The organism is Streptomyces sp. YIM 121038 (assembly GCF_006088715.1).
In the GTDB taxonomy this organism is placed as follows: domain Bacteria; phylum Actinomycetota; class Actinomycetes; order Streptomycetales; family Streptomycetaceae; genus Streptomyces.
In genome coordinates this window covers 3440969-3466288 of record NZ_CP030771.1, presented here as the reverse complement: position 1 = coordinate 3466288, position 25320 = coordinate 3440969, and the positions used below count along the sequence as shown (strand labels likewise).

The following is a 25320-nucleotide window of genomic DNA, read 5'->3' as shown; positions in this document are numbered from 1 at the left end:
GTCTGTCGGCGAGCGCCGCGCCGGGCTGGCGGTGAGCGCCGCGCTCAGCTGGCGGTGAGTGCCGCTCCCGGCTGGCGGTGAGCGCCGTGCGGCGGCCGGCGCGTCGTCCGGCGGCGGTGAAGCTACCGCCCCGTTCTGTAGAAAGTGACAGGCAGCAGCCCCTTACGTGGCGGGCGTCCGGCCTCTACCCTGATCACTGCTCGGAGGTTACTCGCAAGTTAAACAACGCGCCTGGAGTGGCAGCGGAGCGCAGCAGCCCCACGCAGCCAGCCAGTAGCCACACGCAGCCAGCCAGTAGGACGCACCGTCGCGGGCCCGGAGGATGTCGTGAGCGACACACAGACCTTGATCGAGAACCGACCGCCCTCGGTGGCGCACCTCCTGCTGGAGCGCGTCGCGGCGACGCCGGAGGCCGAGGCCTACCGCTACCCCGTCCCCGCGGCCTCCGGCGAGGGCCCGGACGACTGGAAGTCGCTGAGCTGGGCGCAGGCCGCCGAGCGCGTCGACGCCGTGGCGGCGGGCCTCATCGATCTGGGCCTCGCGCCCGAGGACCGGGTCGCCCTCGCCTCGGCCACCCGCATCGAGTGGATCCTCGCCGACCTGGGCATCATGTGCGCGGGTGCCGCCACGACGACGGTCTACCCGCAGACCAACGCCGAGGAGTCCGCGTTCATCCTCGCCGACTCCGGCAGCCGGGTCCTGATCGCCGACAACGCGGAGCAGCTGGTCAAGGCGCGGGCGCAGCGGGCGAACCTGCCCGACCTGAAGCACGTCGTCGTCTTCGACCCGGCGGGCGTCGAGCCCGCCGACGACGACCCCGAGGGGTGGGTGCTCACCCTCGCGGAGCTGGAGGCGCGCGGCGCCGCCCACCTGGAGAAGAACCCGGACGCGGTCAGGCAGCGCATCGAGGCCATCAGGGCCGACCACCTCGCGACGATCATCTACACCTCGGGCACCACGGGCCGCCCCAAGGGCGTGCGCCTGCCGCACGACAACTGGTCGTACATGGCGAAGGCCATCGCGGCGACCGGTCTGCTCTCGGCCGAGGACGTGCAGTACCTGTGGCTGCCGCTCGCGCACGTCTTCGGCAAGGTGCTCACCAGCGGGCAGATCGAGCTCGGGCACGTCACCGCCGTCGACGGCCGCGTGGACAAGATCATCGAGAATCTGCCGGTGGTCCAGCCGACCTACATGGCGGCCGTGCCGCGCATCTTCGAGAAGGTCTACAACGGCGTCGTGGCCAAGGCCCGGGCCGGCGGCAACGCCAAGTACAAGATCTTCCAGTGGTCGGCGGAGATCGCCCGCGAGTACGCGAAGACCAGCCAGGACAACTTCCGCAGGACCGGTGTGGCCTCGGTGCCCTTCGCCCTCGGCGCCAAGCACAAGGTCGCCGACAAGCTGGTGTACGCCAAGCTGCGCGAGGCCTTCGGCGGGCGGCTGCGGGCCGCGGTGTCCGGCTCGGTGGCGCTCGCCCCGGAGATCGGCTACTTCTTCGCGGGCGCCGGGATCCACGTCCTGGAGGGCTACGGGCTCACCGAGTCCTCCGCGGCCTCCTTCGTCAACCCCGGTGAGGCCTACCGCACCGGGACCGTCGGCAAGCCGCTGCCCGGCACCGAGGTGCGGATCGCGGACGACGGCGAGATCCTGCTGCGCGGCCCCGGCATCATGGAGGGCTACCACAAGCTGCCCGAGAAGACCGCCGAGGTCCTGGAGTCCGACGGCTGGTTCCACACCGGCGACATCGGGGAGCTGTCCCCCGACGGCTATCTGCGGATCACCGACCGCAAGAAGGACCTGTTCAAGACCTCCGGCGGCAAGTACGTCGCGCCCACGGAGGTCGAGGGCCAGTTCAAGGGCGTGTGTCCGTACGTCTCCAACATCCTGGTGCTCGGCGCCGACCGGAACTTCTGCTCCGCCCTCATCGCCCTGGACGAGGCCGCCATCATGGGCTGGGCCGGGGAGAACGGCCTCGCGGGCAAGAGCTACGCCGAGGTCGTCGCGGCCCCCGCCACCGTCGCCCTCGTCGAGGGGTACGTACAGCAGCTCAACGAGGGCCTCCAGCGCTGGCAGACCCTCAAGAAGTTCAAGCTGCTCCCGCGCGACCTCGACGTCGAGCACGGCGAGCTGACGCCGAGCCTGAAGCTCAAGCGCCCGGTCGTGGAGCGGGAGTACAAGGACCTGATCGAGGAGATGTACGCGGGCGCACGCGAGGCCTGAGTCCGCGCCCGCGGCGCGGTGGGGTGCGGCGGGGCGCTCACGCGCTCCGTCTGCGCCGCATCTCCCGCAGGATCTCCTCCATGCGCGCGATCTGGCGGCGGACGTCCGCGATGTCGTCGAAGCCCCGGTCCGCCAGCTGCCGCTCGACCGCCGCGAGGCGCAGCGACAGCTCGTCGAAGTGCTCCTGCTCGCGCGCCAGCATGTGCTCCAGCTGCTGGTTCTTGCGGTGCAGCTCCAGGAACACGGTGACCTTCGCGCGCAGCACCCACGGGTCGAAGGGCTTGGTGAGGTAGTCCGCCGCGCCCGTCGCGTAGCCGCGGAAGGCGTAGCCCGCGTCGTTGTCGGTGCCCGTCAGGAAGATGATCGGCACGTCCTTCGTCTGGTCGAGGCGCTTGATGTTGGACGCGGTCTCGAACCCGTCCATGCCCGGCATCCGTACGTCGAGGAGGACCACGGCGAACCGCTGCCGCAGCAGGGCCTTCATCGCCTCCTCTCCTGAACGGGCGCGTACCAGCGGTTCGTTCAGGGACCCCAGGACGGCCTCCAGGGCCACGAGATTGTCCTCCATGTCGTCGACGAGGAGGATGCTCGCGTGGTCCGCTGTGGTGGCCTCAGTGCTCATGGTGACAGTGCCTCACTCGGTCGTCGGCGGAATCGCGGTCTTCCCTTGAGTGCCGCGCGGTTCCGTATCGGCGGTTTCTGCGGGTGCCGCCTCGACGGCTTCCCGGCGCTCGCTCGCCGGTGGGGGCTCGGCGGTCTCCGGGGACCTGACGGTCTCCGGGGACGCGGGCGCCTTGGGCTCCGCCGGTTCGCCCTCGGGGTCCAGGAGGGCACAGACGACGGTGAGCAGCTGATCCACGTCCACCGGCTTCGGGACGTAGTCGGTGGCGCCCTGCGAGATGGCCTTCTCGCGGTCGCCGGGCATGGCCTTGGCGGTCAGGGCCACGATGGGCAGACCCGTCCACCGCGGGGAGCGGCGGATGGCGGCGATGGTCTCGTAGCCGTCCATCTCCGGCATCATGATGTCCATCAGGATCAGGTCGGTGTCGGGGTTGCGCTCCAGGGTCTCGATGCCCTCGCGGCCGTTCTCCGCGTAGAGGACCACCAGGCCGACGCGGCTGAGGACGTGGGTGAGCGCGAAGACGTTGCGGATGTCGTCGTCGACGATGAGCACCCGGCGGCCCGGCAGGACCCGGCCCGCGATGCCCTCCTTCCAGGCCTCCAGCTTGGTCGGCGCGGGCCAGTTGTCGTCGGCCTCGGGCACGGTGTGCGCCGACAGGACCATCTGCTCCCGGGGCTCGGGCGCGGGCACCGTGCGCGAGGACGCGTACGCCACCGCCGCCGCGCCGTGGCCGGGGTGCACCACGGGCACGTACAGCGTGAAGGTGGAGCCCTCGCCGGGGCGGGACTCGGCGGTGATGCGGCCGCCGAGCAGGCCCGCGATCTCGCGGCTGATGGACAGGCCGAGTCCGGTGCCGCCGTACTTGCGGTTGGTGGTGCCGTCGACCTGCTGGAACGCCTCGAAGATCACCGGGAGTTGCTCGGGCGGGATGCCGATGCCGGTGTCCTTGACGGTGAAGCTGATCAGGTCGCCGCGGTCGCTGAGCAGCGGGTCGGGGGACTGCTTGACGTGCTGCACGCTCAGCTCGACGCGGCCGTTCGCGGTGAACTTGACCGCGTTCGACAGCAGGTTGCGCAGGATCTGCTGGAGGCGCTGCTCGTCGGAGAACATCTCGCGCGGCACGTCGTGGCCGACCGTGACGTCGAAGGCGAGGCCGCGGTCCAGCGTGAGCGGGCGGAACGTGGCGTGCACATAGTCCAGGACCTTGATCAGCGGCAGCTTCTTCGGGCGTACGTCCATGCGGCCCGCCTCGATCTTCGACAGGTCGAGGATGTCGTTGATCAGCTGGAGCAGGTCCGAGCCCGAGCGGTGGATGGTGGTGGCGAACTGCACCTCCTGGTCGGACAGATGGCCGTCGGGGTTGTCGGAGAGCAGCCGGGCGAGGATGAGCAGCGAGTTCAGCGGGGTGCGCAGCTCGTGCGACATGTTCGCGAGGAACTCCGACTTGTACTGCGACGAGGTGGCGAGCAGCGCCGCCTTCTCCTCCAGCTCGGCGTTCGAACGGCGCAGCTCCGCCTGCTGGCGCTGGAGCTCGTCGGAGCGCTCCTGGAGCTGGGTCGCGAGCCGCTGGGACTCGCTGAGCAGGGACTCCGTACGGGAGTTGGCGATGATCGTGTTGATCGCGACGCCGATGGTGTTCACGAACTGGTCGAAGAACGCCAGGTGGACGTCGGAGAAGCGGGAGAACGTGGCCAGCTCGATCACACCGAGCAGCTTGTCCTCGAAGAGGATCGGGATGATCACGACACTCGCGGGCGAGGCGTCACCGAGACCCGAATGGATCTTGATGTAGTCGGGCGGCACCTCGTCGAGGAGGATGCGCTTCTTCTCCAGGGCCGCCTGGCGCACCAGGCCGTGCGCGGGCATGCCCGTGGTGTCGACGAGGAAGCCCTGCTCTTCCGTGCCGGTGTCCTGGGCCGAGCCGTACCCGGCGATGAAGGCGAGGCCCTTCGCGGGCGAGGCCTGGAGCGGGGCGGTGCCGTCGGCGTCCGGGTTGGCCAGGAAGAACGCGCCGTACTGGGCGTTCACCAGCGGGGTCAGCTCGCGCAGGATCAGGTCGGCGACCTCCATCAGGTCGCGGTGGCCCTGCATCAGGCCCGCGAGGCGGGCGAGGTTGGACTCCAGCCAGTCCTTGGCGCGGGTGGTCTCGCGGAGGTTGGACACCATCAGATTGATGTTGTCCTTCAGCTCGGCGACCTCGCCCCTGGGCTCGACGGTGATGGAGCGGGACATGTCGCCCTGCGCCACGGCGGACGCGACCTCGGCGATGGCGCGGACCTGCGTGGTCAGGTTGAGCGCCAGCTCGTTCACGTTCGTGGTCAGGCGCTTCCAGGTGCCGTACACGCCCTCGACGCGGGCCTGGCCGCCGAGCTGGCCCTCGGAGCCGACCTCGCGGGCGACGCGTGTCACCTCGGACGAGAAGGACGACAGGGTGTCCACCATCGTGTTGATGGTGGTCTTCAGCTCCAGGATCTCGCCGCGCGCGTCCACGTCGATCTTCTTCGACAGGTCGCCCTGGGCGACGGCGGTCGCGACCTGGGCGATGTTGCGCACCTGGCCCGTCAGGTTGTCCGCCATGTAGTTGACGTTGTCGGTGAGGTCCTTCCAGACGCCGGAGACGCCGAGGACCTGGGCGCGGCCGCCGAGGCGGCCGTCGGTGCCGACCTCGCGGGCGACGCGTGTCACCTCGGCGGCGAAGGCGCGCAGCTGCTCCACCATCGTGTTGACGGTGTCCTTCAGCTCCAGGATCTCGCCGCGTGCCGTCACCGTGATCATCTTGGACAGGTCGCCGTTGGCGACGGCCGTGGTGACCTGGGCGATGTTGCGGACCTGTGAGGTGAGGTTCGACGCCATGAAGTTGACGTTGTCGGTCAGTTCCTCCCAGACGCCGCTGACGCCGCGCACCTGCGCCTGACCGCCGAGGTTGCCCTCGGTGCCGACCTCGCGGGCCACGCGGGTGACCTCGTCGGCGAAGGCGGAGAGCTGGTCGACCATCGTGTTGATCGTCGACTTCAGCTCCAGGATCTCGCCCTTGGCCTCGACGGTGATCTTCTTCGACAGATCGCCCTGGGCGACGGCGGTCGACACCAGGGCGATGTTGCGGACCTGCGAGGTGAGGTTGTCCGCCATGAAGTTGACGTTGTCGGTGAGGTCCTTCCAGACGCCCGACACGCCGCGTACGTGGGCGCGGCCGCCGAGGTTGCCCTCGGTGCCGACCTCGCGGGCGACCCGGGTGACCTCGTCGGCGAAGGCGGAGAGCTGGTCGACCATCGTGTTGACGGTGTCCTTGAGCTCCAGGATCTCGCCGCGCGCGTCCACGGTGATCTTCTGGCTCAGGTCGCCGTTGGCGACGGCGGTGGTGACCTGGGCGATGTTGCGGACCTGTGAGGTGAGGTTCGACGCCATGAAGTTGACGTTGTCGGTGAGGTCCTTCCAGACGCCGGAGACGCCGCGCGCCTGCGCGCGGCCGCCGAGCCGACCCTCGGTGCCGACCTCCCGGGCCACGCGCGTGACCTCGGCGGCGAACGCCGACAGCTGCTCCACCATGGTGTTCACGGTGAGCTTCAGTTCGAGGAGTTCACCGGTGGCCTCGACCGTGACCGTGCGGGTGAGGTCGCCCTGCGCCACGGCCGTGGTGACAAGCGCGATGTCGCGGACCTGCGCGGTCAGACGCGAGGCCATCGTGTTCACGGCCTCCGTCACATCGCGCCAGCTGCCCGACAGGCCCCGGACCTTGGCGCGCCCGCCGAGCCTGCCCTCGGTGCCCACCTCCCGGGCCACGCGCGTGACTTCCCCCGTGAAGAGGGACAGCTGGTCGACCATCGTGTTGACGGCGCGCCCGAGCCTGCGCAGGTCGCCGCGCAGCTCGCGCGAGCCGTCGTGCAGGTCGACGCGCTGGGTGAGGTCGCCGCCCGCGACCGCGTTCAGGACCCGGGTGGCGTTCGTGGCGGGCGCGACCAGGGACTCCAGGAGGGAGTTCGCCTCGATGATCCGGGTGGCCCAGCTGCCCTGGCCCGGGCTGGCCGTGAACCGCTCGTCGAGCCGCCCGTGGCGCACCATCTCCCTGCGCACCCGGATGAGCTCGCCGTCGAAGTGCGTGGAGCGGTCCACGAGTTCGTTGAAGACGGTGATCAGCTCGGCCGTCAGGCCCGAGCCGCTCAGCGGCGCCTTGGTGAAGTTCCCGTCGCGGGCGGCCCGCATGGCGGCGAGCAGGGCCCGCAGACTCGCGGTCTCGGCCTCGGACATCCCCGAGGACGGGGCGCCGACGGCGGCCGGCGTCTCCACGCCCGGGGGCTCGGCGGGCGCGGGCAGCTTGGCGCGCGCGGTGGGGGAGCGGCGGGTGGTGGAGGCGCGCGACACCTTCCCCGGTTCCTTGCCCCCGGCGGCGGCCGGTGGGCGGGTGGGCGGAGTCGGCGGGGGAGTGCCGGCGGCGGAGGGCGGCGTCTGGCCGGGCGATGCCATGGGAGAGTCCGAGGTCACTGAGAGGTGGGGGAGCGGAAGGGGGCCGGGTGCCTCTGCGGAGGCGGGGGTCGGGGTCCGGGGGGATACCGGCGTGTCTGCCGATGCCGAAATCTGACCGTGTCCGGGCGCGGGCTTGGCACTGTTCTCACTCATGATGGCCCACTTCGGTAACTCGGTGCTTATGGGCCCAGTCAGTCTGTCACTCTGTCCGTGTCGCCTGAGGCGTAACGTCCGAACTGCTCAGGAGCCGCACTGTGGGGGCCATTCCGATGCAACGGGAGACCGCTGTCCGCGCCTCCGTCGAGCCCGCTTCACGCCCAGGGCCATCGACGGTAGTGCGCACGTCCCTGCCGGGAAACCCGCTTGCGCCCTCCGCCGCGCGCCGGTTCGTCCGCGCGGCGCTCGCCGACTGGGTGGAGCTCGCGGTGCCCGCCGCCGCCCGGATCGGCGACCGGCTCGTGGACGACGCGGTGCTGCTGGTCAGCGAGTTGGTGACGAACGCGGTGGTGCACGCGGGCACGTCCGTCGAGCTGCTGTGCCGCCTGGACGAGGTGACGCCCGGCGAAGGCCCCTTCGACGGCCTCGACGCCCTGGTCGTGGAGGTCTCCGACCACCACCCGGCGCGCGCCGTGCGCAGCGAGCCGCGCTCCCCCCAACCCGGCACGCCCGAGTACGGCCGCGGCCTGCAACTCGTCGCCACCCTCGCCGAGTCCTGGGGCATCACCTACCGCTCGGGCACCAAGACGGTCTGGGCGCGGCTGCCCGTGGACCACGAGCGGATGCTCGCCGACCTCCCCGACTTCGAGGCGTACGCCGGTGAGACGGTGCTCCAGCGCGGGCTCCGCTCCGCCGAGATCCTCGCCCCGGCGCCCAAGCGGGTCGCGCACGACACGGAGTGGATCAACCGGGGCGCGCTCACGTTCCTCGCCGAGGCCTCCGACATGCTGGCGGGCCAGTTCGACGAGAACCTGGTCGCGGCCCTCGCCGGACAGCTCCTCGTGCCCCGGCTCGCGGACTGGTGCGCGGTCTGGCTCGACGACGAGGCCGACAGCGCCGGGCGCGCGGCGGGCGCCCGCGCCCCCGGCACCCACCTCGCGCGCGTCTGGCACACCAGCGAACAGCGGATAGAAGAGCTGCGCCGCGTCCTGGAGAAGGAGCCGCCGAGCCTCGCCGACACGGCGGGCCCCGGCGCGGTGCCGGTGTCCTGGCCGGGCGACGCCTTCGGCGGCGACTCCACCGGCGCCGCCGTCGCCTACCGCCTGGTGGCGGGCGGCCGGTGCCTCGGCGCCCTGGTCATCGGCCGGGCCGGCCTGCCGCGCTTCCCCGACGAGGCCACCGGCCTCGTCGAGGACTTCAGCCGCCGCGTGGCCCTCGCCATCAGCGCCGCCCGCCGCTACCAGCGCCAGGCCACCATCAGCCGGGTCCTCCAGCGCGGACTGCTGCCGAGCACCGTCGCGGAGATCCCCGGCGTGCAGAGCGGCGTCGTGTACGAGCCGCGCGAGCAGGGCGGGCCCGGCGGCGACTTCTACGACGTGTTCCCCGCGGGCGACGGCCGCTGGTGCTTCGCCCTCGGCGACGTCCAGGGCAAGGGCCCCGAGGCCGCCGTCGTCATCGGCCTGGCGCGCCCCTGGCTGCGGCTGCTCGCCCGCGAGGGCTACCAGGTCGCCGAGGTCCTCGACCGCCTCAACCAGCTCCTCCTCGACGACGCCACCGAGGCCGCGGACGCGGCGGCCGCCGTCGTGGCCGTCGCGGGCGGCCAGGGCGTGTCCCCCGAGGGCGCCACCGCGCGCTTCCTGTCCCTCCTGTACGGCGAGCTCGTGCCGTACGACGGCGGGGTGCGCTGCACGGTGGCGTGCGCCGGGCACCCGCTGCCGCTGCTCCTGGGCGCCGACGGCCAGGTGCGGCCCGCCACCGGGCCGCAGATGCTCCTCGGGGTGGTCGACGACGAGACGTACACGAGCGAGACCTTCGACCTGCTCCCCGGTGACACGCTGCTGTGCGTCACGGACGGCGTCACCGAGCGCCGCGGCGGCGGGCGCCTCTTCGACGACGGCGACGGGCTCGCCCAGGCCCTCGCCGACTGCGCGGGGCTCGACGCGGAGCTCGTGGCCGAGCGGGTCCGCCGCCTCGTCCACGAGTTCTCGACGCGGCCGCCCGACGACGACCTGGCGCTCCTGGTGCTCCAGGCCCGCTGACCCCGCGGCGGTGGGGACCGGGGGGACCCGCGGACCGGGCCCATAATGGAAGGCATGCCTTCCGCCCTGCCCGATGGAGAACCCGTGCCCCTGGACGGGACGCTCCCCCCGTCCGCCCTGGGCGGAACGGCCCCACTCGGCTTCTACCTGCACGTTCCGTACTGCGCCACGCGCTGCGGCTACTGCGACTTCAACACCTACACCGCCCCCGAGCTGCGCGGCACCGGCGGCGTCCTCGCCTCCCGGGACAACTACGCCGAGACCCTCGTCGACGAGGTCCGCCTGGCCCGCAAGGTCCTCGGCGACGACCCGCGCCCGGTCCGCACGGTCTTCGTCGGCGGCGGCACGCCCACGCTCCTCGCCGCCGACGACCTCGTCACGATGCTGAGCGCCGTCCGCGACGAGTTCGGCATCGCCGCCGACGCGGAGATCACCACCGAGGCGAACCCGGAGTCGGTCGACCCCGCGTATCTGAGCACCCTGCGCGAGGGCGGCTTCAACCGCGTCTCCTTCGGCATGCAGAGCGCCAGGCAGCACGTCCTGAAGATCCTCGACCGCACGCACACCCCCGGGCGGCCCGAGGCCTGCGTCGCCGAGGCGCGCGCGGCGGGCTTCGAGCACGTCAACCTCGACCTGATCTACGGCACCCCCGGCGAGAGCGACGACGACTGGCGGGCCTCCCTCGACGCCGCGATCGGCGCCGGGCCCGACCACGTGTCCGCGTACGCGCTGATCGTCGAGGAGGGCACGCAGCTGGCCCGCCGCATCCGGCGCGGCGAGGTCCCCATGACGGACGACGACGTGCACGCCGACCGCTATCTGATCGCCGAGGAGGCCCTGTCGGCCGCCGGGTTCCAGTGGTACGAGGTGTCCAACTGGGCCACCTCGGAGGCGGGCCGCTGTCTGCACAACGAGCTGTACTGGCGGGGCGCCGACTGGTGGGGCGCGGGCCCCGGCGCGCACAGCCACGTCGGGGGCGTGCGCTGGTGGAACGTGAAGCACCCCGGCGCGTACGCGGCCGCCCTCGCGGAGGGGCGTTCGCCGGGGGCCGGGCGTGAGCTCCTCGCGGACGAGGACCGCCGGGTGGAGCGGATCCTCCTCGAACTGCGGCTCCGGGACGGCTGCCCGCTGTCGCTCCTGAAGGAAGCGGGCCTGGCCGCCTCGCGCCGCGCCCTGACGGACGGCCTCCTGGCCCCCGGGCCCTACGAGCAGGGGCGGGCGGTGCTGACCCTGCGCGGCCGCCTCCTGGCCGACGCGGTGGTCCGCGACCTGGTCGACTGAGGCCGTCCCGGGGGGGGGCGACTGAGCCCCCCCGGGGGCTACGGGGCCGTCACGAAATCGATCAGTTCCTCGACGCGGCCCAGAAGCTCCGGCTCCAGGTCCTTGTAGCTGCGCACCGAGCCCAGGATCCGCTGCCACGCGGCCCCGGTGTTCTCCGGCCAGCCGAGGGCCCGGCACACCCCGGTCTTCCAGTCCTGGCCGCGCGGCACGCGGGGCCAGGACGCGATGCCCAGGGACGACGGCTTCACCGCCTCCCAGACGTCGATGTACGGGTGGCCGACCACCAGCGCGTGCGGGCTGGAGACCCCGGCCGCGATCCGGGACTCCTTGGAGCCGGGCACGAGGTGGTCCACGAGGACGCCGAGGCGCGCGTCGGGGCCCGGCGCGAACTCCGCGACGATCGCCGGAAGGTCGTCGACGCCCTCCAGGTACTCGACGACGACGCCCTCGATGCGCAGGTCGTCGCCCCACACCTTCTCGACGAGCTCCGCGTCGTGGCGGCCCTCCACATAGATGCGCCCGGCGCGCGCCACCCGGGCCCGCGCCCCGGGAACGGCGATCGATCCCGACGCGGTGCGCGCGGGCCGCGCGGCCGCCGCCGCGGCCTTCGGGCGGACGAGCGTGACGGCCCTGCCCTCCAGGAGGAAGCCGCGCGGCACCATCGGGAACACCCGGTGCTTGCCGAAGCGGTCCTCAAGGGTCACCGTCGGGCCCTCGGCGGTCTTCTCGCAGCGGATCACCGCGCCGCAGAAGCCGGTCCGGACCTCCTCCACCACCAGGTCGACGTCGGCGGGGACTTCGGGAACGGGGGCCGACCTCTTCCACGGCGGGGTGAGGTCCGGGTTGTAGCTGCGCATTCGACAGACGTTATGACATCGCGTGACGTCCCGTCACGGGGACGTGCCCGCGCCGCTCAGCGCACCCCGAACCGTGCCGCCAGCTCCTTGCGTTGGGCCCGTACGAAGGCCTCGTCGACGACCGCCCCGTGCCCCGGCACGTACCGCGCGTCCGGGCCGCCCAGGTCGAGCAGCCGGTCGAGCGCGGCGGGCCACCGCCCGGGGACCGCGTCGGGGCCGGCCTGGGGCTCGCCCGACTCCTCCACGAGGTCCCCGCAGAAGACGACCTCGGGCTCTCCGGGCCCGCCGGGCACCAGGACGGCCAGGTCGTGGCCGGTGTGGCCGGGGCCGACGTTCGCGAGGAGCACCTGGACGCCGCCCAGGTCGAGGGTCCACTCGCCGCTCACCAGGTGGCGCGGAAGGACCAGGAGGTCGGTGGCCTCGGCGGCGGCGCGGGCGTCCAGGCCCTGGCTGACGGCGTCCGTGCGCAGGCCCTCGCGGTCCCGGTCGAGCACCGCGTCGACGCCGACCGCGCCGAACACCTCGACCCCGGCGAACGCCGCGGCGCCGAGCACGTGGTCGAAGTGGGGGTGCGTCAGCGCGAGATGGGTCACACGGCGGCCGCCGCCGAGCAGCCGCCGGGCCTCGGCGCGCAGCCACGCGCCCTCCCGCAGGCTGGATCCGGCCTCGATCATCAGGGCGGCCTCGTCGCCGACGACCAGGCCGACCGTGCAGTCCCACACGGGCAGCCGGTACCGCCCCACCCGTGCGGCGAGCCGCTCCCAGCCCGCCTCCCGCCAGTCAGGGGCCGGTGTCACGCTTACGTCCATACGGTGACGCTAGCGCCACCGCCGTCCCCCGGCAGCCGGTGCCCCCGTGCCGCCGGGGCCGCCGCACGGGGCGCGAGCGGGCCGGTGGCACGGGCCACACGTGGGCATGACTAAAGGAGTCGGCCCTTGCCGGGGCTGTACCCGGCGGCCGTACACTGACTCGATGAAGGTTGGCACTCGCGCGTGGTGAGTGCCAGGGTGGGGCCGCCGCGGGGGCCAAGGACGAGGGACGACAGGTGGAGGTGTGCGCGATGCTCAGTGAACGCAGGCTTGAGGTGCTGCGCGCCATCGTCCACGACTACGTGGGCACCCAGGAGCCGGTCGGCTCCAAGGCGCTCACCGAGCGTCATCACCTGGGCGTCTCCCCGGCCACGGTCCGTAACGACATGGCGGCGCTGGAGGAGGAGGGGTTCATCGCCCAGCCGCACACCAGCGCCGGGCGCATCCCCACCGACAAGGGCTACCGGCTGTTCGTGGACAAGCTGGCGGGCGTCAAGCCGCTGAGCTCCCCCGAGCGCCGCGCGATCCAGCACTTCCTGGACGGCGCCGTCGACCTGGACGACGTCGTGGGCCGTACGGTGCGGCTGCTCGCGCAGCTGACCCGGCAGGTCGCCGTGGTGCAGTACCCGTCCCTGACGCGGTCGACGGTGCGCCACGTGGAGCTGCTCTCGCTCGCGCCGGCCCGGCTCATGCTCGTCCTGATCACGGACACGGGGCGGGTCGAGCAGCGCCTGATCGACTGCCCGGCGCCGTTCGGTGAAACGTCACTCGCGGACCTGCGGGCGCGGCTCAACAGCCGGGTCGCGGGCCGCCGGTTCTCGGACGTGCCGCAGCTCGTCCAGGACCTGTCCGAGTCCTTCGACAAGGAGGACCAGGCCACGGTGGCGACGGTCCTGTCCACCCTCCTCGAAACCCTGGTCGAGGAGAACGAGGAGCGGATGATGATCGGCGGCACCGCCAATCTCACCCGCTTCGGACATGACTTCCCTCTCACGATCCGGCCGGTCCTCGAGGCCCTGGAGGAACAGGTCGTCCTCCTCAAGTTGCTTGGTGAGGCTACGGATTCGGGCATGACCGTGAAGATCGGTCACGAGAACGCCCACGAGGGACTCAGCTCCACGTCCGTGGTCTCCGTCGGCTACGGTTCGGGAGGCGAGGCAGTGGCCAAGCTAGGCGTGGTCGGACCGACCCGCATGGACTATCCGGGAACGATGGGAGCAGTACGCGCAGTGGCACGTTACGTCGGACAGATCCTGGCGGAGTCGTAAGTGGCCACGGACTACTACGCCGTGCTCGGCGTGCGCCGCGACGCGTCCCAGGACGAGATCAAGAAGGCTTTCCGGCGGCTCGCGCGCGAGCTGCACCCGGACGTCAATCCCGATCCCAAGACGCAAGAGCGCTTCAAAGAGATCAACGCCGCCTACGAAGTCCTCTCGGACCCGCAGAAGAAGCAGGTCTACGACCTCGGCGGCGACCCGCTGTCCCAGTCGGGCGGCGCGGGCGCGGGCGGTTTCGGAGCCGGTGGCTTCGGCAACTTCTCGGACATCATGGACGCGTTCTTCGGTACGGCGTCGCAGCGCGGGCCGCGCTCGCGCACCCGCCGCGGCCAGGACGCCATGATCCGGCTGGAGATCGACCTCAACGAGGCGGCCTTCGGCACGACCAAGGACATCCAGGTCGACACGGCCGTCGTCTGTACGACGTGCTCCGGCGAGGGCGCCGCACCCGGCACCTCCGCGCAGACCTGTGACATGTGCCGCGGCCGCGGCGAGGTGTCCCAGGTCACGCGGTCCTTCCTCGGCCAGGTCATGACCTCGCGGCCCTGCCCCCAGTGCCAGGGCTTCGGCACCGTGGTGCCCACGCCGTGCCCCGAGTGCGCGGGCGACGGCCGGGTCCGCTCCCGGCGCACCCTCACGGTCAAGATCCCCGCGGGTGTCGACAACGGCACGCGGATCCAGCTCGCGGGCGAGGGCGAGGTCGGCCCGGGCGGTGGCCCGGCGGGCGACCTCTACGTGGAGATCCACGAGCTGCCCCACGCCGTCTTCCAGCGGCGCGGCGACGATCTGCACTGCACCGTCACCATCCCGATGACGGCGGCGGCGCTCGGCACGAAGGTCCCGCTGGAGACGCTCGACGGCGTCGAGGAGGTCGACATCCGGCCCGGCACGCAGTCCGGGCAGTCGATCCCGCTGCACGGGCGCGGCGTCACGCATCTGCGGGGCGGCGGTCGCGGCGATCTGATCGTGCACGTGGAGGTGCTCACGCCCTCGAAGCTCGACGCCGAGCAGGAGCGGCTGCTGCGGGAGCTCGCGAAGCTCCGGGGCGAGGAGCGGCCCACGGGGCAGTTCCAGCCGGGGCAGCAGGGGCTGTTCTCGCGCCTGAAGGACGCGTTCAACGGGCGTTAGCGCGTGGACGGTGGGCCCGGTTTCCAGGTGCTCGGCACCGGGGCTGGGCCCATCCCCAGCGGGAGACGGCGGTCGAGCGCTCCGCGTCGGGGCCGTGACCGGCGAAGCCGCGGGCCACGGGTGGGCGGGTGGGAGGAATCCCGCCGCGGTAGCGGTGGGGACGCACCCCGCACGAGGCGCCCCCGCCAGACGTGGCACGATGCGCTTATGGTCTCCCCTCTCCACGCTCTCTGTCGTCATCCGATCGTGCAGGCCCCGATGGCGGGCGGGGGCTCGACCCCGCAGCTCGCGGCGGCCGTGTCCGAGGCCGGGGGGCTCGGCTCGCTCGCGGCCGGGTACAAGACCGCCGACGGCATGTACCAGGAGATAAAGCAGGTCAGGGGCCTGACGGCGCGCCCGTTCGGGGTGAACCTCTTTATGCCGCAGCCCGCCTGCGCGGACCCGGCGGCCGTCGAGGTGTACCGCAACCAGCTCGCCGGAGAGGCCACCTGGTACGAGACGGAGCTCGGCGAAACCGACGTCAAGCTCGACGACGGCTACGAGGCGAAGCTGGCGATCCTGCGCGACGACCCCGTGCCGCTGGTGTCGTTCACCTTCGGCTGCCCCTCCCGCAAGGACCTCCAGGCCCTGGAGCGGGTCGGCACCACCACCGTCGTCACCGTCACCACGCCCGAGGAGGCCCTGGCCGCGCAGGCCGCGGGCGCCGACGCCGTGTGCGTCCAGGGCGTCGAGGCGGGCGGCCACCAGGGCACGCACCGCGACAACCCGGAGACCGACGGCGCCGGGATCGGCCTGCTGAGCCTCATCACGCAGGTCAGGGAGGCCGTACAGCTGCCCGTGATCGCCGCGGGCGGACTGATGCGCGGCGCGCAGATCGCCGCGGTGCTCGCGGCGGGCGCCGGCCTGGCGCAGCTCGGCACCGCCTTCCTCGTCACCCCGGAGTCCGGCGCGCAGCCGCTGCACAAGCAGGCCATGACCGACCCGCGGTTCGTGCGGACCGAGCTGACCCGGGCGTTCTCGGGCCGCCCCGCGCGCGGCCTCGTCAACCGCTTCATGCGCGAGCACGGCCCGTACGCGCCCGCCGCCTACCCGCAGATCCACTATCTGACGTCCGACCTGCGCAAGGCCGCGGCCAGGACCGGCGACCCGCAGGCCATGGCCCTGTGGGCGGGCCAGGGCCACCGGCTCGCGCGGCAGCTGCCCGCCGGGGAACTCGTGGAGGTGCTCGTGGCCGAACTCGACGAGGCACGGGCCGGGTCCGCGGGCCGGGACGCGGGCGGTGCCGTATGACCGCGCCGGTGTTCGTCGTCGACGACTTCGCGGGTGCCGCGCCCGGACGGACGTACGTGCTCGAAGGCCCCGAGGGGCGGCACGCCGTGTCCGTGAAGCGGCTGCGCGCCGGTGAGGACGTGGTGCTCACCGACGGCGCTGGGCGCTGGGCGCACGGCACCGTGGCCGCCGCCGAGGGCAAGGACCGGCTCCTGGTCGCCCTCGACGACGACGGCGTACGCGAACAGGACGCGGAGAGCCCCCTGATCACCGTCGTACAGGCGCTGCCCAAGGGCGACCGCGGTGAACTCGCCGTGGAGACCATGACGGAGACCGGGGTGGACGCCGTCGTGCCCTGGGCCGCCTCCCGCTGCATCACGCAGTGGAAGGGCGAGCGCGGCCTGAAGGCGCTCGGCAAGTGGCGGGCGACGGCGCGCGAGGCGGGCAAGCAGTCCCGGCGGGTCCGCTTCCCCGAGGTCGCGGAGGCCGCCACGACCAAGCAGGTCGCGCGGCTCCTCGCGGACGCCGACTTCGCGGGCGTCCTGCACGAGGAGGGCAGCGAACCGCTGGCCACCGCCCCGCTCCCGGCGTCCGGCCGCATCGTGCTCGTCGTCGGGCCCGAGGGCGGCGTCTCCCCGGAGGAGCTCGCGGCGTTCGCCGAGGCGGGCGCCAAGCCGTACCGGCTCGGGCGCAGCGTGCTGCGCACGTCGACCGCGGGCACCGCGGCCACGGCGCTGCTCCTCGGCCGCACGGGCCGCTGGTCCTGACCGGACGGACGACTGGACAGATGGCCGCAACCGGTCTACCGCCCGGGCCCGCGCGGTGGCACGCTGCCATCCATGGGGGCTGTGAGGCGACTACCGCGACCTGTCCGGCGTAGGCGGATCCCGGGCCCGGGCACGGCGAGAGGGCGGCGGATCCTCGTGACCCTCGTGGCCGCGGGGGCCACCGGCTTCGCCCTGGCCGCCTGCGATCCCGTCGAGGGCGACATGAGCACCTCCGCCATCGCGCTGACCACCGACAAGATGGGCACCGCCGAGCTGGAGCGCCAGCACCTGGACGTGGCCTGGTTCAACTGCACGGCCTCGTTCGTGAAGAAGGACGGCGACGGCAAGCGGAAGTCGACCGACGAGCCGCGCGAGGCTGAGGTCGACTGCCAGGGCAAGTCCGAGGGTGCCGACGGAGGGAAAGCCATCACCCTCAAGGGCAGGGTCACCGACGTGCGCAACGGCAAGTGCGTCCGCGGGAATCTGACCGCGCGGGTCGAGGGCAAGGAGTGGTTCCGCGTCGACGTGCTCGGCAACTGCGAGGGCGGCAAGGGGAATGACGACGACGGCGACAAGGGCGACGGCGACCACGGCGGCGGCCGCCACACCCCGCCCGTGCGCCACGACCCCGGCCGGGACCGGCCAGGGCCCACCGCCACCGTCACGGTGACCGAGCGGCCGGACCCCACCTGCGACTGCTATCCGGGCAAGTGATCCAAAACGGTGCCCCGCGCGGCGTCGCCTGCTTAGGGTGACGGTGTGACACAGCCTGCCTACCTCCGGTTTCCGCATCCGCACGGCGAGTTGACCGCCTTCACCGCCGAGGACGACGTCTGGATCGCGCCGCTCGACGGCGGCCGCGCCTGGCGGGTCAGCGCCGACAACACGCCCGTCAGCCACCCGCGGATCTCCCCGGACGGCACCACCGTCGCGTGGACGTCGACGCGTGACGGAGCGCCCGAGGTGCACGTCGCGCCCGTCGACGGCGGCCCGTCCAAGCGCCTCACGTACTGGGGGAACGCGAAGACGTCCGTGCGCGGCTGGACGCCCGACGGGCGGGTCCTCGTGGTCGGCGCGCACGGCCAGGCCTCCTTCCGCCGCACCTGGGCGCACGCCGTGCCGCTCGACGGCGGGCCCGCCGAGAAGCTGCCGTACGGACTCGTCGGCGACGCGGCGCACGGCCCCGACGGCGAAGTCCTGCTCCTGTCCGCGCCGATGGGCCGCGAGGCCGCCTGGTGGAAGCGGTACCGGGGCGGCACGGCGGGGAAGCTGTGGATCCGGACGCGGCGGCCCGAGACCTCCGCCGACGCCGCCGAAGCCTCTTCCGGCCCCGGCTTCGTGCGCGTCCACGAGGGCCTCGACGGCAACATCGAGCACCCCCTGTGGGTGGGCGGCCGCATCGCCTTCCTCTCCGACCACGAGGGCGTCGGCGCCCTGTACTCCTCCCTGCCCGACGGCACCGACCTGCGCCGCCACACGCCCGTCGACGGCTTCTACGCCCGGCACGCCGCCACCGACGGCACCCGCGTCGCCTACGCCAGCGCCGGTGAACTCTGGCTCCTGGACGACCTGTCGGACGCCGCGCCGCGCCGCCTTGACGTCCGGCTCGGCGGGCAGCGCGTCGACCTCCAGCCGCATCCGGTCAGCGCGGCCCGCTGGTTCGGGGCCGCCGCGCCCGACCACGGCGGGCGCGGCAGCGCCGTCTCGGTGCGCGGCGCCGTGCACTGGGTCACGCACCGCGAGGGGCCCGCCCGCGCGCTCGCCGCCGCACCCGGCGTCCGGGCCCGGCTTCCGCGCACCTTCCGCGTGGACGGCGAGGAGCACGTGGTGTGGGTGACGGACGCGGCGGGCGACGACGCCCTGGAGTTCGCGCCCGCCACCGGCCTCGCCCCCGGCGCGACCCCGCGCCGCCTGGCCGCGGGGCAGCTCGGGCGGGTGCTCGCGCTCGCCGTGGCGCCCGACGGCAGCCGTGCGGCCGTGGCCTCGCACGACGGCCGGGTCCTGCTCGTGGAGCGCGAGAGCGGCGAGGTGCGCGAGGTCGACCGCGCCGAGCACGGCGAGGCCACCGGCCTGGTCTTCTCGCCGGACTGCGCCTGGCTCGCCTGGTCCCACCCCGGGCCGCGCCCGCTGCGCCAGCTCAAGCTCGCCAACACCGCGGACCTGTCGGTCTCGGAGGCCACCCAGCTGCGCTTCCGCGACTACAGCCCGGCGTTCACGCTCGACGGCAAGCACCTGGCGTTCCTGTCCGCGCGGGCCTTCGACCCGGTCTACGACGACCACGTCTTCGACCTCGCCTTCGTCGGCGGCTCCCGGCCGCACCTGCTCACCCTCGCGGCCACGACGCCGTCGCCGTTCGGGCCGCAGCGGCACGGCCGCGCCTTCGACTCCGCGGAGGGGCCGCACGCCGAGACGCCCGACAGCGAGGGCTCGCCGGTGACCCGGATAGACCTCGAAGGCCTCGTCGACCGCGTGGTGCCCTTCCCCGTCGAGGCCGCCCGCTACAGCACGCTGCGCGCGGCCAAGGACGGGCTGCTGTGGCTGCGCCACCCGGTGCGCGGCGTGCTCGGCGCGTCCCGCGCCACCCCGTCGGGGCCCGAGCCCTGCTCCGCCCTGGAGCGCTACGACTTCGCCCAGCGCCGCGTCGAGGAACTGGCGGGCGACGCCGACCACTTCGCCGTCACCGGCGACGGCAAGCGGATCCTGCTGTGGGCCGACGGCAAGCTCAAGGTGGTGCCGAGCGACCGGCGGGCCTCCGCCGACGAGGACAGCGACACCAACATCACCGTCGACCTCGGCCGGGTCCGCCAGGAGGTCGACCCGGCCGCGGAGTGGCGGCAGATGTACGCCGAGGCGGGCCGCCTCATGCGCGACAACTTCTGGCGTCCCGACATGGGCGGCGTCGACTGGGACGGCGTCCTGGAGCGCTACCGCCCCGTCCTGGACCGCGTCGCCACCCACGACGACCTCGTCGACCTGCTGTGGGAGGTCCAGGGCGAACTGGGCACCTCCCACGCCTACGTGGTGCCCCGCGGCGGCTACGGCAGCAGGCAGGGCCTCCTCGGCGCGGACCTCTCGCGCGGCGAGGACGGCCTGTGGCGCGTCGACCGGGTCCTGCCGTCGGAGACCTCCGACCCGGCCGGGCTCTCCCCGCTGGCCGCGCCCGGCGTGGCCGTGCGCGCGGGCGACGCGGTCCTCGCCGTCGGCGGGCGGCCCGTCGACCCCGTCACCGGTCCCGGGCCGCTGCTCGTCGGCACCGCGGGCAAGCCCGTCGAGCTGACCGTGTCCCCGGCCGGGGGCGGCGACCCGCGGCACGCCGTCGTGATCCCCGTGGACGACGAGGAGCCGCTGCGCTACCACGCGTGGGTCGCCGACCGCAGGGCCTACGTCCACGAGCTCTCCGGCGGCCGCCTCGGCTACCTCCACGTCCCCGACATGCAGGCCCCCGGCTGGGCGCAGATCCACCGCGACCTGCGCGTCGAGGTGGCCCGCGAGGGCCTGGTCGTGGATGTCCGCGAGAACCGCGGCGGGCACACCTCGCAGCTCGTCGTGGAGAAGCTGGCCCGGCGCATCGTCGGCTGGGACCTGCCGCGCGGCTCCGGGCCGCTCAGCTACCCCGGGGACGCCCCGCGCGGGCCCGTCGTCGCCGTGGCCAACGAGTTCTCCGGCTCCGACGGGGACATCGTGAACGCGGCGATCAAGGCCCTCGGCATCGGCCCCGTCGTGGGCACGCGCACCTGGGGCGGCGTCGTCGGCATCGACAGCCGCTACCACCTCGTCGACGGCACCCTCGTCACCCAGCCCAAGTACGCCTTCTGGATGGAGGGCCACGGCTGGGGCGTGGAGAACCACGGCGTCGACCCCGACGTCGAGGTCGTGGTGACCCCCGACGACCACGCGGCCGGACGCGACCCGCAGCTCGACGAGGCCGTCCGCATCGCCCTGGCCGCGCTGGCCGAGAACCCGGCCAAGACGCCGCCGCCGCTGCCCTGACCGGGACCGGTCCGCCCGTGCGCGGGCCGACCGGTCCCCGGCGGGCCCGCACACACGGGCGGATAGCATGCCGACGTACGCAAACATGATCAGGAGGTTGGACCATGGCGGGCGAACCACAGGACGACTGCTTGTTCTGCAAGATCGTGGCGAAGGAGGTGCCCGCGACCGTCGTGCGCGAGACGGAGACCACCCTCGCCTTCCGCGACATCAACCCCCAGGCGCCGACGCACGTCCTGGTGATCCCCAAGGTGCACTACCCGGACGCCGCGTCCCTCGCCGCCGCCGAGCCCTCGGCCGCCGCCGACGTGCTGCGCGAGGCGGGCGAGGTGGCCGCCCAGGAGCAGGCGGACAGCTACCGCATCGTCTTCAACACCGGGGCCGGCGCCGGGCAGACCGTCTTCCACGCGCACGCCCACGTCCTGGGCGGCCGCGGCCTCCAGTGGCCCCCCGGATAGCACCTCGTGTCCGTACGCGAACTGGTGGTGCTCGGCACCGCGAGCCAGGTCCCGACCCGGCACCGCAACCACAACGGGTACGTGCTGCTGTGGGACGGCGAGGGCATCATGTTCGACCCCGGCGAGGGCACGCAGCGGCAGATGCTGCGTGCCTCCGTGGCCGCGCACGACCTCCACCGCATCTGCGTCACGCACTTCCACGGGGACCACTCCCTGGGCCTCGCCGGCGTCATCCAGCGCATCAACCTGGACCGCGTGCCGCACCCCGTCACCGCCCACTACCCGGCGTCCGGGGAGCACTTCTTCGACCGCCTGCGGTACGCGACCGCGTACCGCGAGACGGTCCGCATCGCCCAGGAGCCCGTCGCCGCCGACGGCCTCCTCGCCACCGCGCCGTCGTACCGCCTGGAGGCGGCGAAGCTCTCCCACCCCGTCGAGTCGTACGGCTACCGCGTCGTCGAGCCCGACGGGCGGCGCATGCTGCCGCGGCTCCTCGCCGAGCGCGGCGTCACCGGGCCCGACGTCGGTGTCCTCCAGCGCGCGGGCAGCCTGCGGGGGATCAGCGTCGACGAGGTGAGCGAGGTGCGGCGCGGACAGCGGTTCGCCTTCGTGATGGACACCCGGCTGTGCGACGGCGTGTACGCGCTCGCGGACGGCTGCGACATGCTCGTCATCGAGTCCACGTTCCTCGACGAGGACCATCGACTCGCCTCCGACCACGGCCATCTGACGGCGGGTCAGGCGGCGGCGGTGGCCAGGGACGCGGGGGTCAGGCACCTCGTCCTCACCCACTTCAGCCAGCGCTACCCGGACCCGTCCGCCTTCGAGCGGCAGGCGCGGGCCGCCGGTTTCGAGGGGGAGCTGACGGTGGCGCGGGACCTGATGCGGGTGCCGCTGCCGAAGCGCAGCCCCTGAGGGCGCGGGGGCCCGCCGGCACCGCTCGGGCCCCCTGAGCCGCCGAGCCCCCCGGGCCACCGCCCGGGACCCTGAGCCGCCGAGCATTCCCCCGGGGCCCTGAGCCGCCGGGCATTCCCCGTCGCCCGGGGCCCTGAGCCGCCGGGCCTTCCCCACCGCCCCACATTCCCCAGCCCTCACACTCCCCAGCCCCCAAGAACGAAGAAGCACCTCATGCCCCTCCCCAAGGCCGAACTCCACCTGCACATCGAAGGCACCCTGGAGCCCGAGCTCGCCTTCGCCCTCGCCGAGCGCAACGGCGTCACCCTGCCGTACGCCGACACCGAGGCCCTCCGCAAGGCCTATCTCTTCCAGGACCTCCAGTCCTTCCTCGACCTCTACTACGGCCTCATGGCCGTGCTGCGCACGGAGGCCGACTTCGAGGAGCTCGCCGACGCCTACCTCGCCCGCGCCGCCGCCCAGGGCGTGCGCCACGCCGAGATCTTCTTCGACCCCCAGGCCCACACCGCGCGCGGTGTGGAGATCGGCACGGTCGTCGAGGGCCTGGGCCGCGCGCTCGACCGCAGCCGCGAGCGCCACGGCATCACCACCCGCCTCATCATGTGCTTCCTGCGCGACGAGTCCGCCGAGTCGGCCATGGACACCCTGGAGGCCGCGAAGCCCCACCTCCACCGCATCACCGGGGTCGGCCTCGACTCGGCCGAGGTGGGCCACCCGCCGCGCAAGTTCGCCGCCGTGTACGAGGCGGCGGCCGCGCTCGGCCTGCGCCGGGTCGCCCACGCGGGCGAGGAGGGCCCCGCCGCGTACGTGACCGAGGCCCTGGACGTCCTCGGCGTCGAGCGCGTCGACCACGGCCTGCGCTGCGTCGAGGACCCGGAGCTGGTCCGCCGCCTGGTCCGCGACCGCGTCCCGCTGACCCTCTGCCCCCTCTCCAACGTCCGTCTGCGCGCCGTCGACGTCCTGGAGGACCACCCCCTGCCGCAGATGATGGCCGCGGGCCTGCTGTGCACGGTCAACTCCGACGACCCCGCGTACTTCGGCGGCTACGTCGGCGACACCTTCCACGCGGTGCACGAGGCCCTCGGCCTCGACCAGGACCAGCTCCGCGAACTGGCCCGCAACTCCTTCGAGGCGGCCTTCCTCGACGGCTCCCCGGAGGAAGAGGCGCTGCGCGCGGCGTACTTGGCCGAGGTGGAGGCGTACCAGTTCGACTAGAGGCCTCCTTTCGAGTGGTCAACCCGGCGCTGCCGCGCCGGAGTTGATCTCGCGCTCGATACGCTCGCCCCTCCTTGATGCCGACCGGGCCGGGAGGGGCGGCGGGCGTGGGCGAGTACACGAAGATCGACGATCTGCGCCTGATCCACGAGATGGGCGTGGGCCTCGGCCGCGTCAAGGACGCCTTCGACGGCCTCGGCAAGCTGAGGGGCCAGTACGAGGACGACTTCGGCGACGGCGGCCTGGCCGAGCGCTTCGGTGCGTTCGCGGGTGACTGGGAGAGCCACCGCGAGGAACTGGCCGACGAGGTCGCACGCCTCTCCGGCATCGCGAAGGCCGCCGCGAGGGCGTACGACGGCGTGGACGGCGAGCTGGCCCGCGCCCTGCGCGCCTGTGACAAGCCGAAGAGGCCCTGATGGGCGCCGCCCGGCCCCGGGACTGGCAGCCCCTCGCGGACGGCGACCCCGTCCCCGGCGACCCGGACCGCGTCGAGGAGCTCGGCCGCAAGCTCCGGCGCACGGCCGACGAACTGGAGCGGCAGGTCCGCCACCTCGAGGCCGCCGCCGATGTGACCTCCTGGGACAGCGAGGCGGGCAGCGAGTTCCGCGGCGGGGCCAGGAAGTGCCGGGGCCGCCTGGAAGCCGCGCACCGGCGCTACCGCGCGGCCGCCGATGCCATCGGCGACCGGATCGTCGACCACGGCGGCGACTACGAGTCGAACGCCGCCGCGCCCGCCGGTACGTACGCCTCCGAACTCCACCGGGCCCAGAAGATCGCCGACATCGCCCTGCGCGAGGCCCGGGACGCGCAGGAGCGGGGCGGCGCCGCGCGGAAGGGCCTCGACGGTGACGTGGGCCGGCGCCTGAAGGCGGAGCTGGATCAGCGGGAACGGGAAGCCGGGGACGCCCTCGACGCGGCCCGCGCGAAGCTCCGCGAGGCGCGGCGGATCCGCGACGCCGCCGCGCGGCGGGCCCGCGACGCCCTCGACGACGCCGCCTCCGACGACTCCCTCAAGGACGGCTTCCGGGACCGCTTCGCCGCCTTCGTCGCCCGCGTCGCGGCCGTCACCGAGGTCATCGCCAAGTGGGCCGGCATCGCCGCCCTCGCCGTCGGCTGGATCCCCGCCATCGGCCAGGGCCTGGCCGGCCTCCTGGGCGCCGTCTCCATGGCCGCCACCCTGGCAGGCATCGCCTGCACCGCCACGCAGGTCGCCATGGGCGACACGGAATGGACAGCCCTCGCGTGGTCGGCACTGGGCCTGTTGGCAATAGGAGCCGGAAAGGCCTTTTCGAAGGTGGCTGGGCGGTATGTTTCGGGGACTTTGCATCGGATGCGGTTGGCCAAGGGTGGCAGGCAGACAGGAATTCAGACCAAGCGCAACCGGCAGAAGCTGAATCGTGAGGCCGGAAGGGCCGGAGGGGTACAGAAGGGTGATGTCCCCCAATCCCTTCGGGAACCAGTCACGGAGCTCTTCAGGAGCACCACTTGGAAGGGCGGATTCCAGGGGGGATACCGTCAGGCATGGCGCGAGTTGAAGGATCGCGGAGAGGGCAGCATCTTGAAAGGAACTGCGAAGTCAGTCTCCCTGGCGGATGCCTCGGTGGCGTCTGACCTCAAGGAAATGAAGCACTTGAGCAAGAGTTTGGGCGGGAGCTACGCCGTCAACCAAGTGTCACGGAATGCGACAGCTCTTACCGTCGCCGGAAGCGGGGTCACCGCGGGCGGCCTGTTCATTGACGAGGTGCAGTGATGGCGGAGCGGAAATCTCCAGCAGGGGCTGAGTCTGAGGAGGATTATGTTGTCGAATTCGACTTCCGCGATGACTGGATCGTACTGACTCTCCGGGAGGGTACGAAAGA

General features: G+C 73.0%; 18 protein-coding genes. 14 read left to right on the top strand and 4 right to left on the bottom strand.

The genetic code is table 11. The features are described 5' to 3' along the window. Positions 1-327: 327 nt before the first annotated feature. Positions 328-2217 carry an AMP-dependent synthetase/ligase gene (locus C9F11_RS14420; protein ID WP_138959678.1) on the top strand — a complete coding sequence of 630 codons (1890 nt, stop codon included), beginning with the start codon at positions 328-330 and terminating at the stop codon, positions 2215-2217. Between the two features lie 37 nt (positions 2218-2254). On the opposite strand, the gene C9F11_RS14415 is transcribed toward C9F11_RS14420, so the two are convergent. Both C9F11_RS14415 and C9F11_RS14410 read right to left on the bottom strand, forming a co-directional pair. Next, complete coding sequence (locus tag C9F11_RS14415; protein ID WP_138959677.1) at positions 2255-2839, bottom strand: response regulator; 585 nt, start codon at positions 2837-2839, stop codon at positions 2255-2257. A gap of 12 nt (positions 2840-2851) precedes the next feature. Continuing rightward, positions 2852-7039, bottom strand: a complete 4188-nt coding sequence (locus tag C9F11_RS14410; RefSeq protein WP_138966486.1) for a HAMP domain-containing protein — start codon at positions 7037-7039, stop codon at positions 2852-2854. Positions 7040-7569: 530 nt separating this feature from the next. Between C9F11_RS14410 and C9F11_RS14405 the strand changes: the two genes are divergently transcribed. Then, a complete protein-coding gene (locus C9F11_RS14405; protein WP_138966484.1) occupies positions 7570-9495 on the top strand; it encodes a SpoIIE family protein phosphatase in 1926 nt (641 codons plus the stop codon). Between the two features lie 54 nt (positions 9496-9549). Further along, on the top strand, positions 9550-10776 hold the full coding sequence (gene hemW / locus C9F11_RS14400) for a radical SAM family heme chaperone HemW (RefSeq protein WP_138959676.1): 1227 nt from the start codon (positions 9550-9552) through the stop codon (positions 10774-10776). A 38-nt stretch (positions 10777-10814) separates the two neighbouring features. On the opposite strand, the gene C9F11_RS14395 is transcribed toward hemW, so the two are convergent. Both C9F11_RS14395 and C9F11_RS14390 read right to left on the bottom strand, forming a co-directional pair. Continuing rightward, positions 10815-11633, bottom strand: a complete 819-nt coding sequence (locus C9F11_RS14395) for a DUF3097 domain-containing protein (RefSeq protein WP_138959675.1) — start codon at positions 11631-11633, stop codon at positions 10815-10817. A 56-nt stretch (positions 11634-11689) separates the two neighbouring features. Then, the gene (locus C9F11_RS14390; protein ID WP_138959674.1) at positions 11690-12442 is read right to left on the bottom strand and encodes an MBL fold metallo-hydrolase; all 753 of its coding nucleotides are present in this window, start codon (positions 12440-12442) and stop codon (positions 11690-11692) included. 251 nt (positions 12443-12693) lie between these two features. Here C9F11_RS14390 and hrcA point away from each other — a divergent pair, with 251 nt between their 5' ends. The 11 genes from hrcA (at position 12694) to C9F11_RS14335 (ending at position 25211) form a co-directional block, all read left to right on the top strand. After that, positions 12694-13710 (top strand): heat-inducible transcriptional repressor HrcA, encoded by a 1017-nt coding sequence (hrcA, locus tag C9F11_RS14385; RefSeq protein ID WP_138959673.1) that lies wholly within the window; start codon positions 12694-12696, stop codon positions 13708-13710. After that, positions 13711-14847 carry a molecular chaperone DnaJ gene (gene dnaJ, locus C9F11_RS14380; RefSeq protein WP_138959672.1) on the top strand — a complete coding sequence of 379 codons (1137 nt, stop codon included), beginning with the start codon at positions 13711-13713 and terminating at the stop codon, positions 14845-14847. A 207-nt stretch (positions 14848-15054) separates the two neighbouring features. After that, positions 15055-16137, top strand: a complete 1083-nt coding sequence (locus C9F11_RS14375) for a nitronate monooxygenase (RefSeq protein ID WP_138959671.1) — start codon at positions 15055-15057, stop codon at positions 16135-16137. Continuing rightward, on the top strand, positions 16134-16883 hold the full coding sequence (locus tag C9F11_RS14370) for a 16S rRNA (uracil(1498)-N(3))-methyltransferase (protein ID WP_138959670.1): 750 nt from the start codon (positions 16134-16136) through the stop codon (positions 16881-16883). Before C9F11_RS14375 ends, C9F11_RS14370 begins: the two co-directional genes overlap by 4 nt. A gap of 156 nt (positions 16884-17039) precedes the next feature. Next, positions 17040-17597: a hypothetical protein gene (locus C9F11_RS14365; protein WP_249401732.1), complete on the top strand. Its 558-nt coding sequence runs from the start codon at positions 17040-17042 to the stop codon at positions 17595-17597. A gap of 45 nt (positions 17598-17642) precedes the next feature. Then, positions 17643-20873, top strand: a complete 3231-nt coding sequence (locus tag C9F11_RS14360) for a S41 family peptidase (protein ID WP_138959669.1) — start codon at positions 17643-17645, stop codon at positions 20871-20873. Between the two features lie 104 nt (positions 20874-20977). Continuing rightward, positions 20978-21331 carry a histidine triad nucleotide-binding protein gene (locus C9F11_RS14355; protein WP_138959668.1) on the top strand — a complete coding sequence of 118 codons (354 nt, stop codon included), beginning with the start codon at positions 20978-20980 and terminating at the stop codon, positions 21329-21331. 6 nt (positions 21332-21337) lie between these two features. Next, the gene (locus C9F11_RS14350; protein WP_138959667.1) at positions 21338-22246 is read left to right on the top strand and encodes a ribonuclease Z; all 909 of its coding nucleotides are present in this window, start codon (positions 21338-21340) and stop codon (positions 22244-22246) included. A gap of 213 nt (positions 22247-22459) precedes the next feature. Continuing rightward, positions 22460-23461: an adenosine deaminase gene (locus tag C9F11_RS14345; protein WP_138959666.1), complete on the top strand. Its 1002-nt coding sequence runs from the start codon at positions 22460-22462 to the stop codon at positions 23459-23461. A gap of 107 nt (positions 23462-23568) precedes the next feature. Continuing rightward, positions 23569-23877 carry a hypothetical protein gene (locus C9F11_RS14340; RefSeq protein WP_138959665.1) on the top strand — a complete coding sequence of 103 codons (309 nt, stop codon included), beginning with the start codon at positions 23569-23571 and terminating at the stop codon, positions 23875-23877. After that, positions 23877-25211, top strand: coding sequence for a hypothetical protein (locus C9F11_RS14335; protein ID WP_138959664.1), 1335 nt, complete (start codon positions 23877-23879; stop codon positions 25209-25211). The genes C9F11_RS14340 and C9F11_RS14335 overlap by 1 nt, the downstream gene beginning before the upstream one ends. Positions 25212-25320 lie beyond the last annotated feature (109 nt).

What these genes read in the sequence shown, in the direction of transcription:
- C9F11_RS14355 (WP_138959668.1), top strand. Translation starts at nt 20,978, where the DNA reads ATGGCGGGCGAACCACAGGACGACTGCTTGTTCTGCAAGATCGTGGCG.
- hemW (WP_138959676.1), top strand. Translation starts at nt 9,550, where the DNA reads ATGCCTTCCGCCCTGCCCGATGGAGAACCCGTGCCCCTGGACGGGACG.
- C9F11_RS14390 (WP_138959674.1), bottom strand. Translation starts at nt 12,442, where the DNA reads ATGGACGTAAGCGTGACACCGGCCCCTGACTGGCGGGAGGCGGGCTGG.
- C9F11_RS14405 (WP_138966484.1), top strand. Translation starts at nt 7,570, where the DNA reads ATGCAACGGGAGACCGCTGTCCGCGCCTCCGTCGAGCCCGCTTCACGC.
- C9F11_RS14370 (WP_138959670.1), top strand. Translation starts at nt 16,134, where the DNA reads ATGACCGCGCCGGTGTTCGTCGTCGACGACTTCGCGGGTGCCGCGCCC.
- C9F11_RS14415 (WP_138959677.1), bottom strand. Translation starts at nt 2,839, where the DNA reads ATGAGCACTGAGGCCACCACAGCGGACCACGCGAGCATCCTCCTCGTC.
- C9F11_RS14410 (WP_138966486.1), bottom strand. Translation starts at nt 7,039, where the DNA reads ATGCGGGCCGCCCGCGACGGGAACTTCACCAAGGCGCCGCTGAGCGGC.
- C9F11_RS14335 (WP_138959664.1), top strand. Translation starts at nt 23,877, where the DNA reads ATGGGCGCCGCCCGGCCCCGGGACTGGCAGCCCCTCGCGGACGGCGAC.
- C9F11_RS14345 (WP_138959666.1), top strand. Translation starts at nt 22,460, where the DNA reads ATGCCCCTCCCCAAGGCCGAACTCCACCTGCACATCGAAGGCACCCTG.
- C9F11_RS14395 (WP_138959675.1), bottom strand. Translation starts at nt 11,633, where the DNA reads ATGCGCAGCTACAACCCGGACCTCACCCCGCCGTGGAAGAGGTCGGCC.
- hrcA (WP_138959673.1), top strand. Translation starts at nt 12,694, where the DNA reads ATGCTCAGTGAACGCAGGCTTGAGGTGCTGCGCGCCATCGTCCACGAC.
- C9F11_RS14375 (WP_138959671.1), top strand. Translation starts at nt 15,055, where the DNA reads ATGGTCTCCCCTCTCCACGCTCTCTGTCGTCATCCGATCGTGCAGGCC.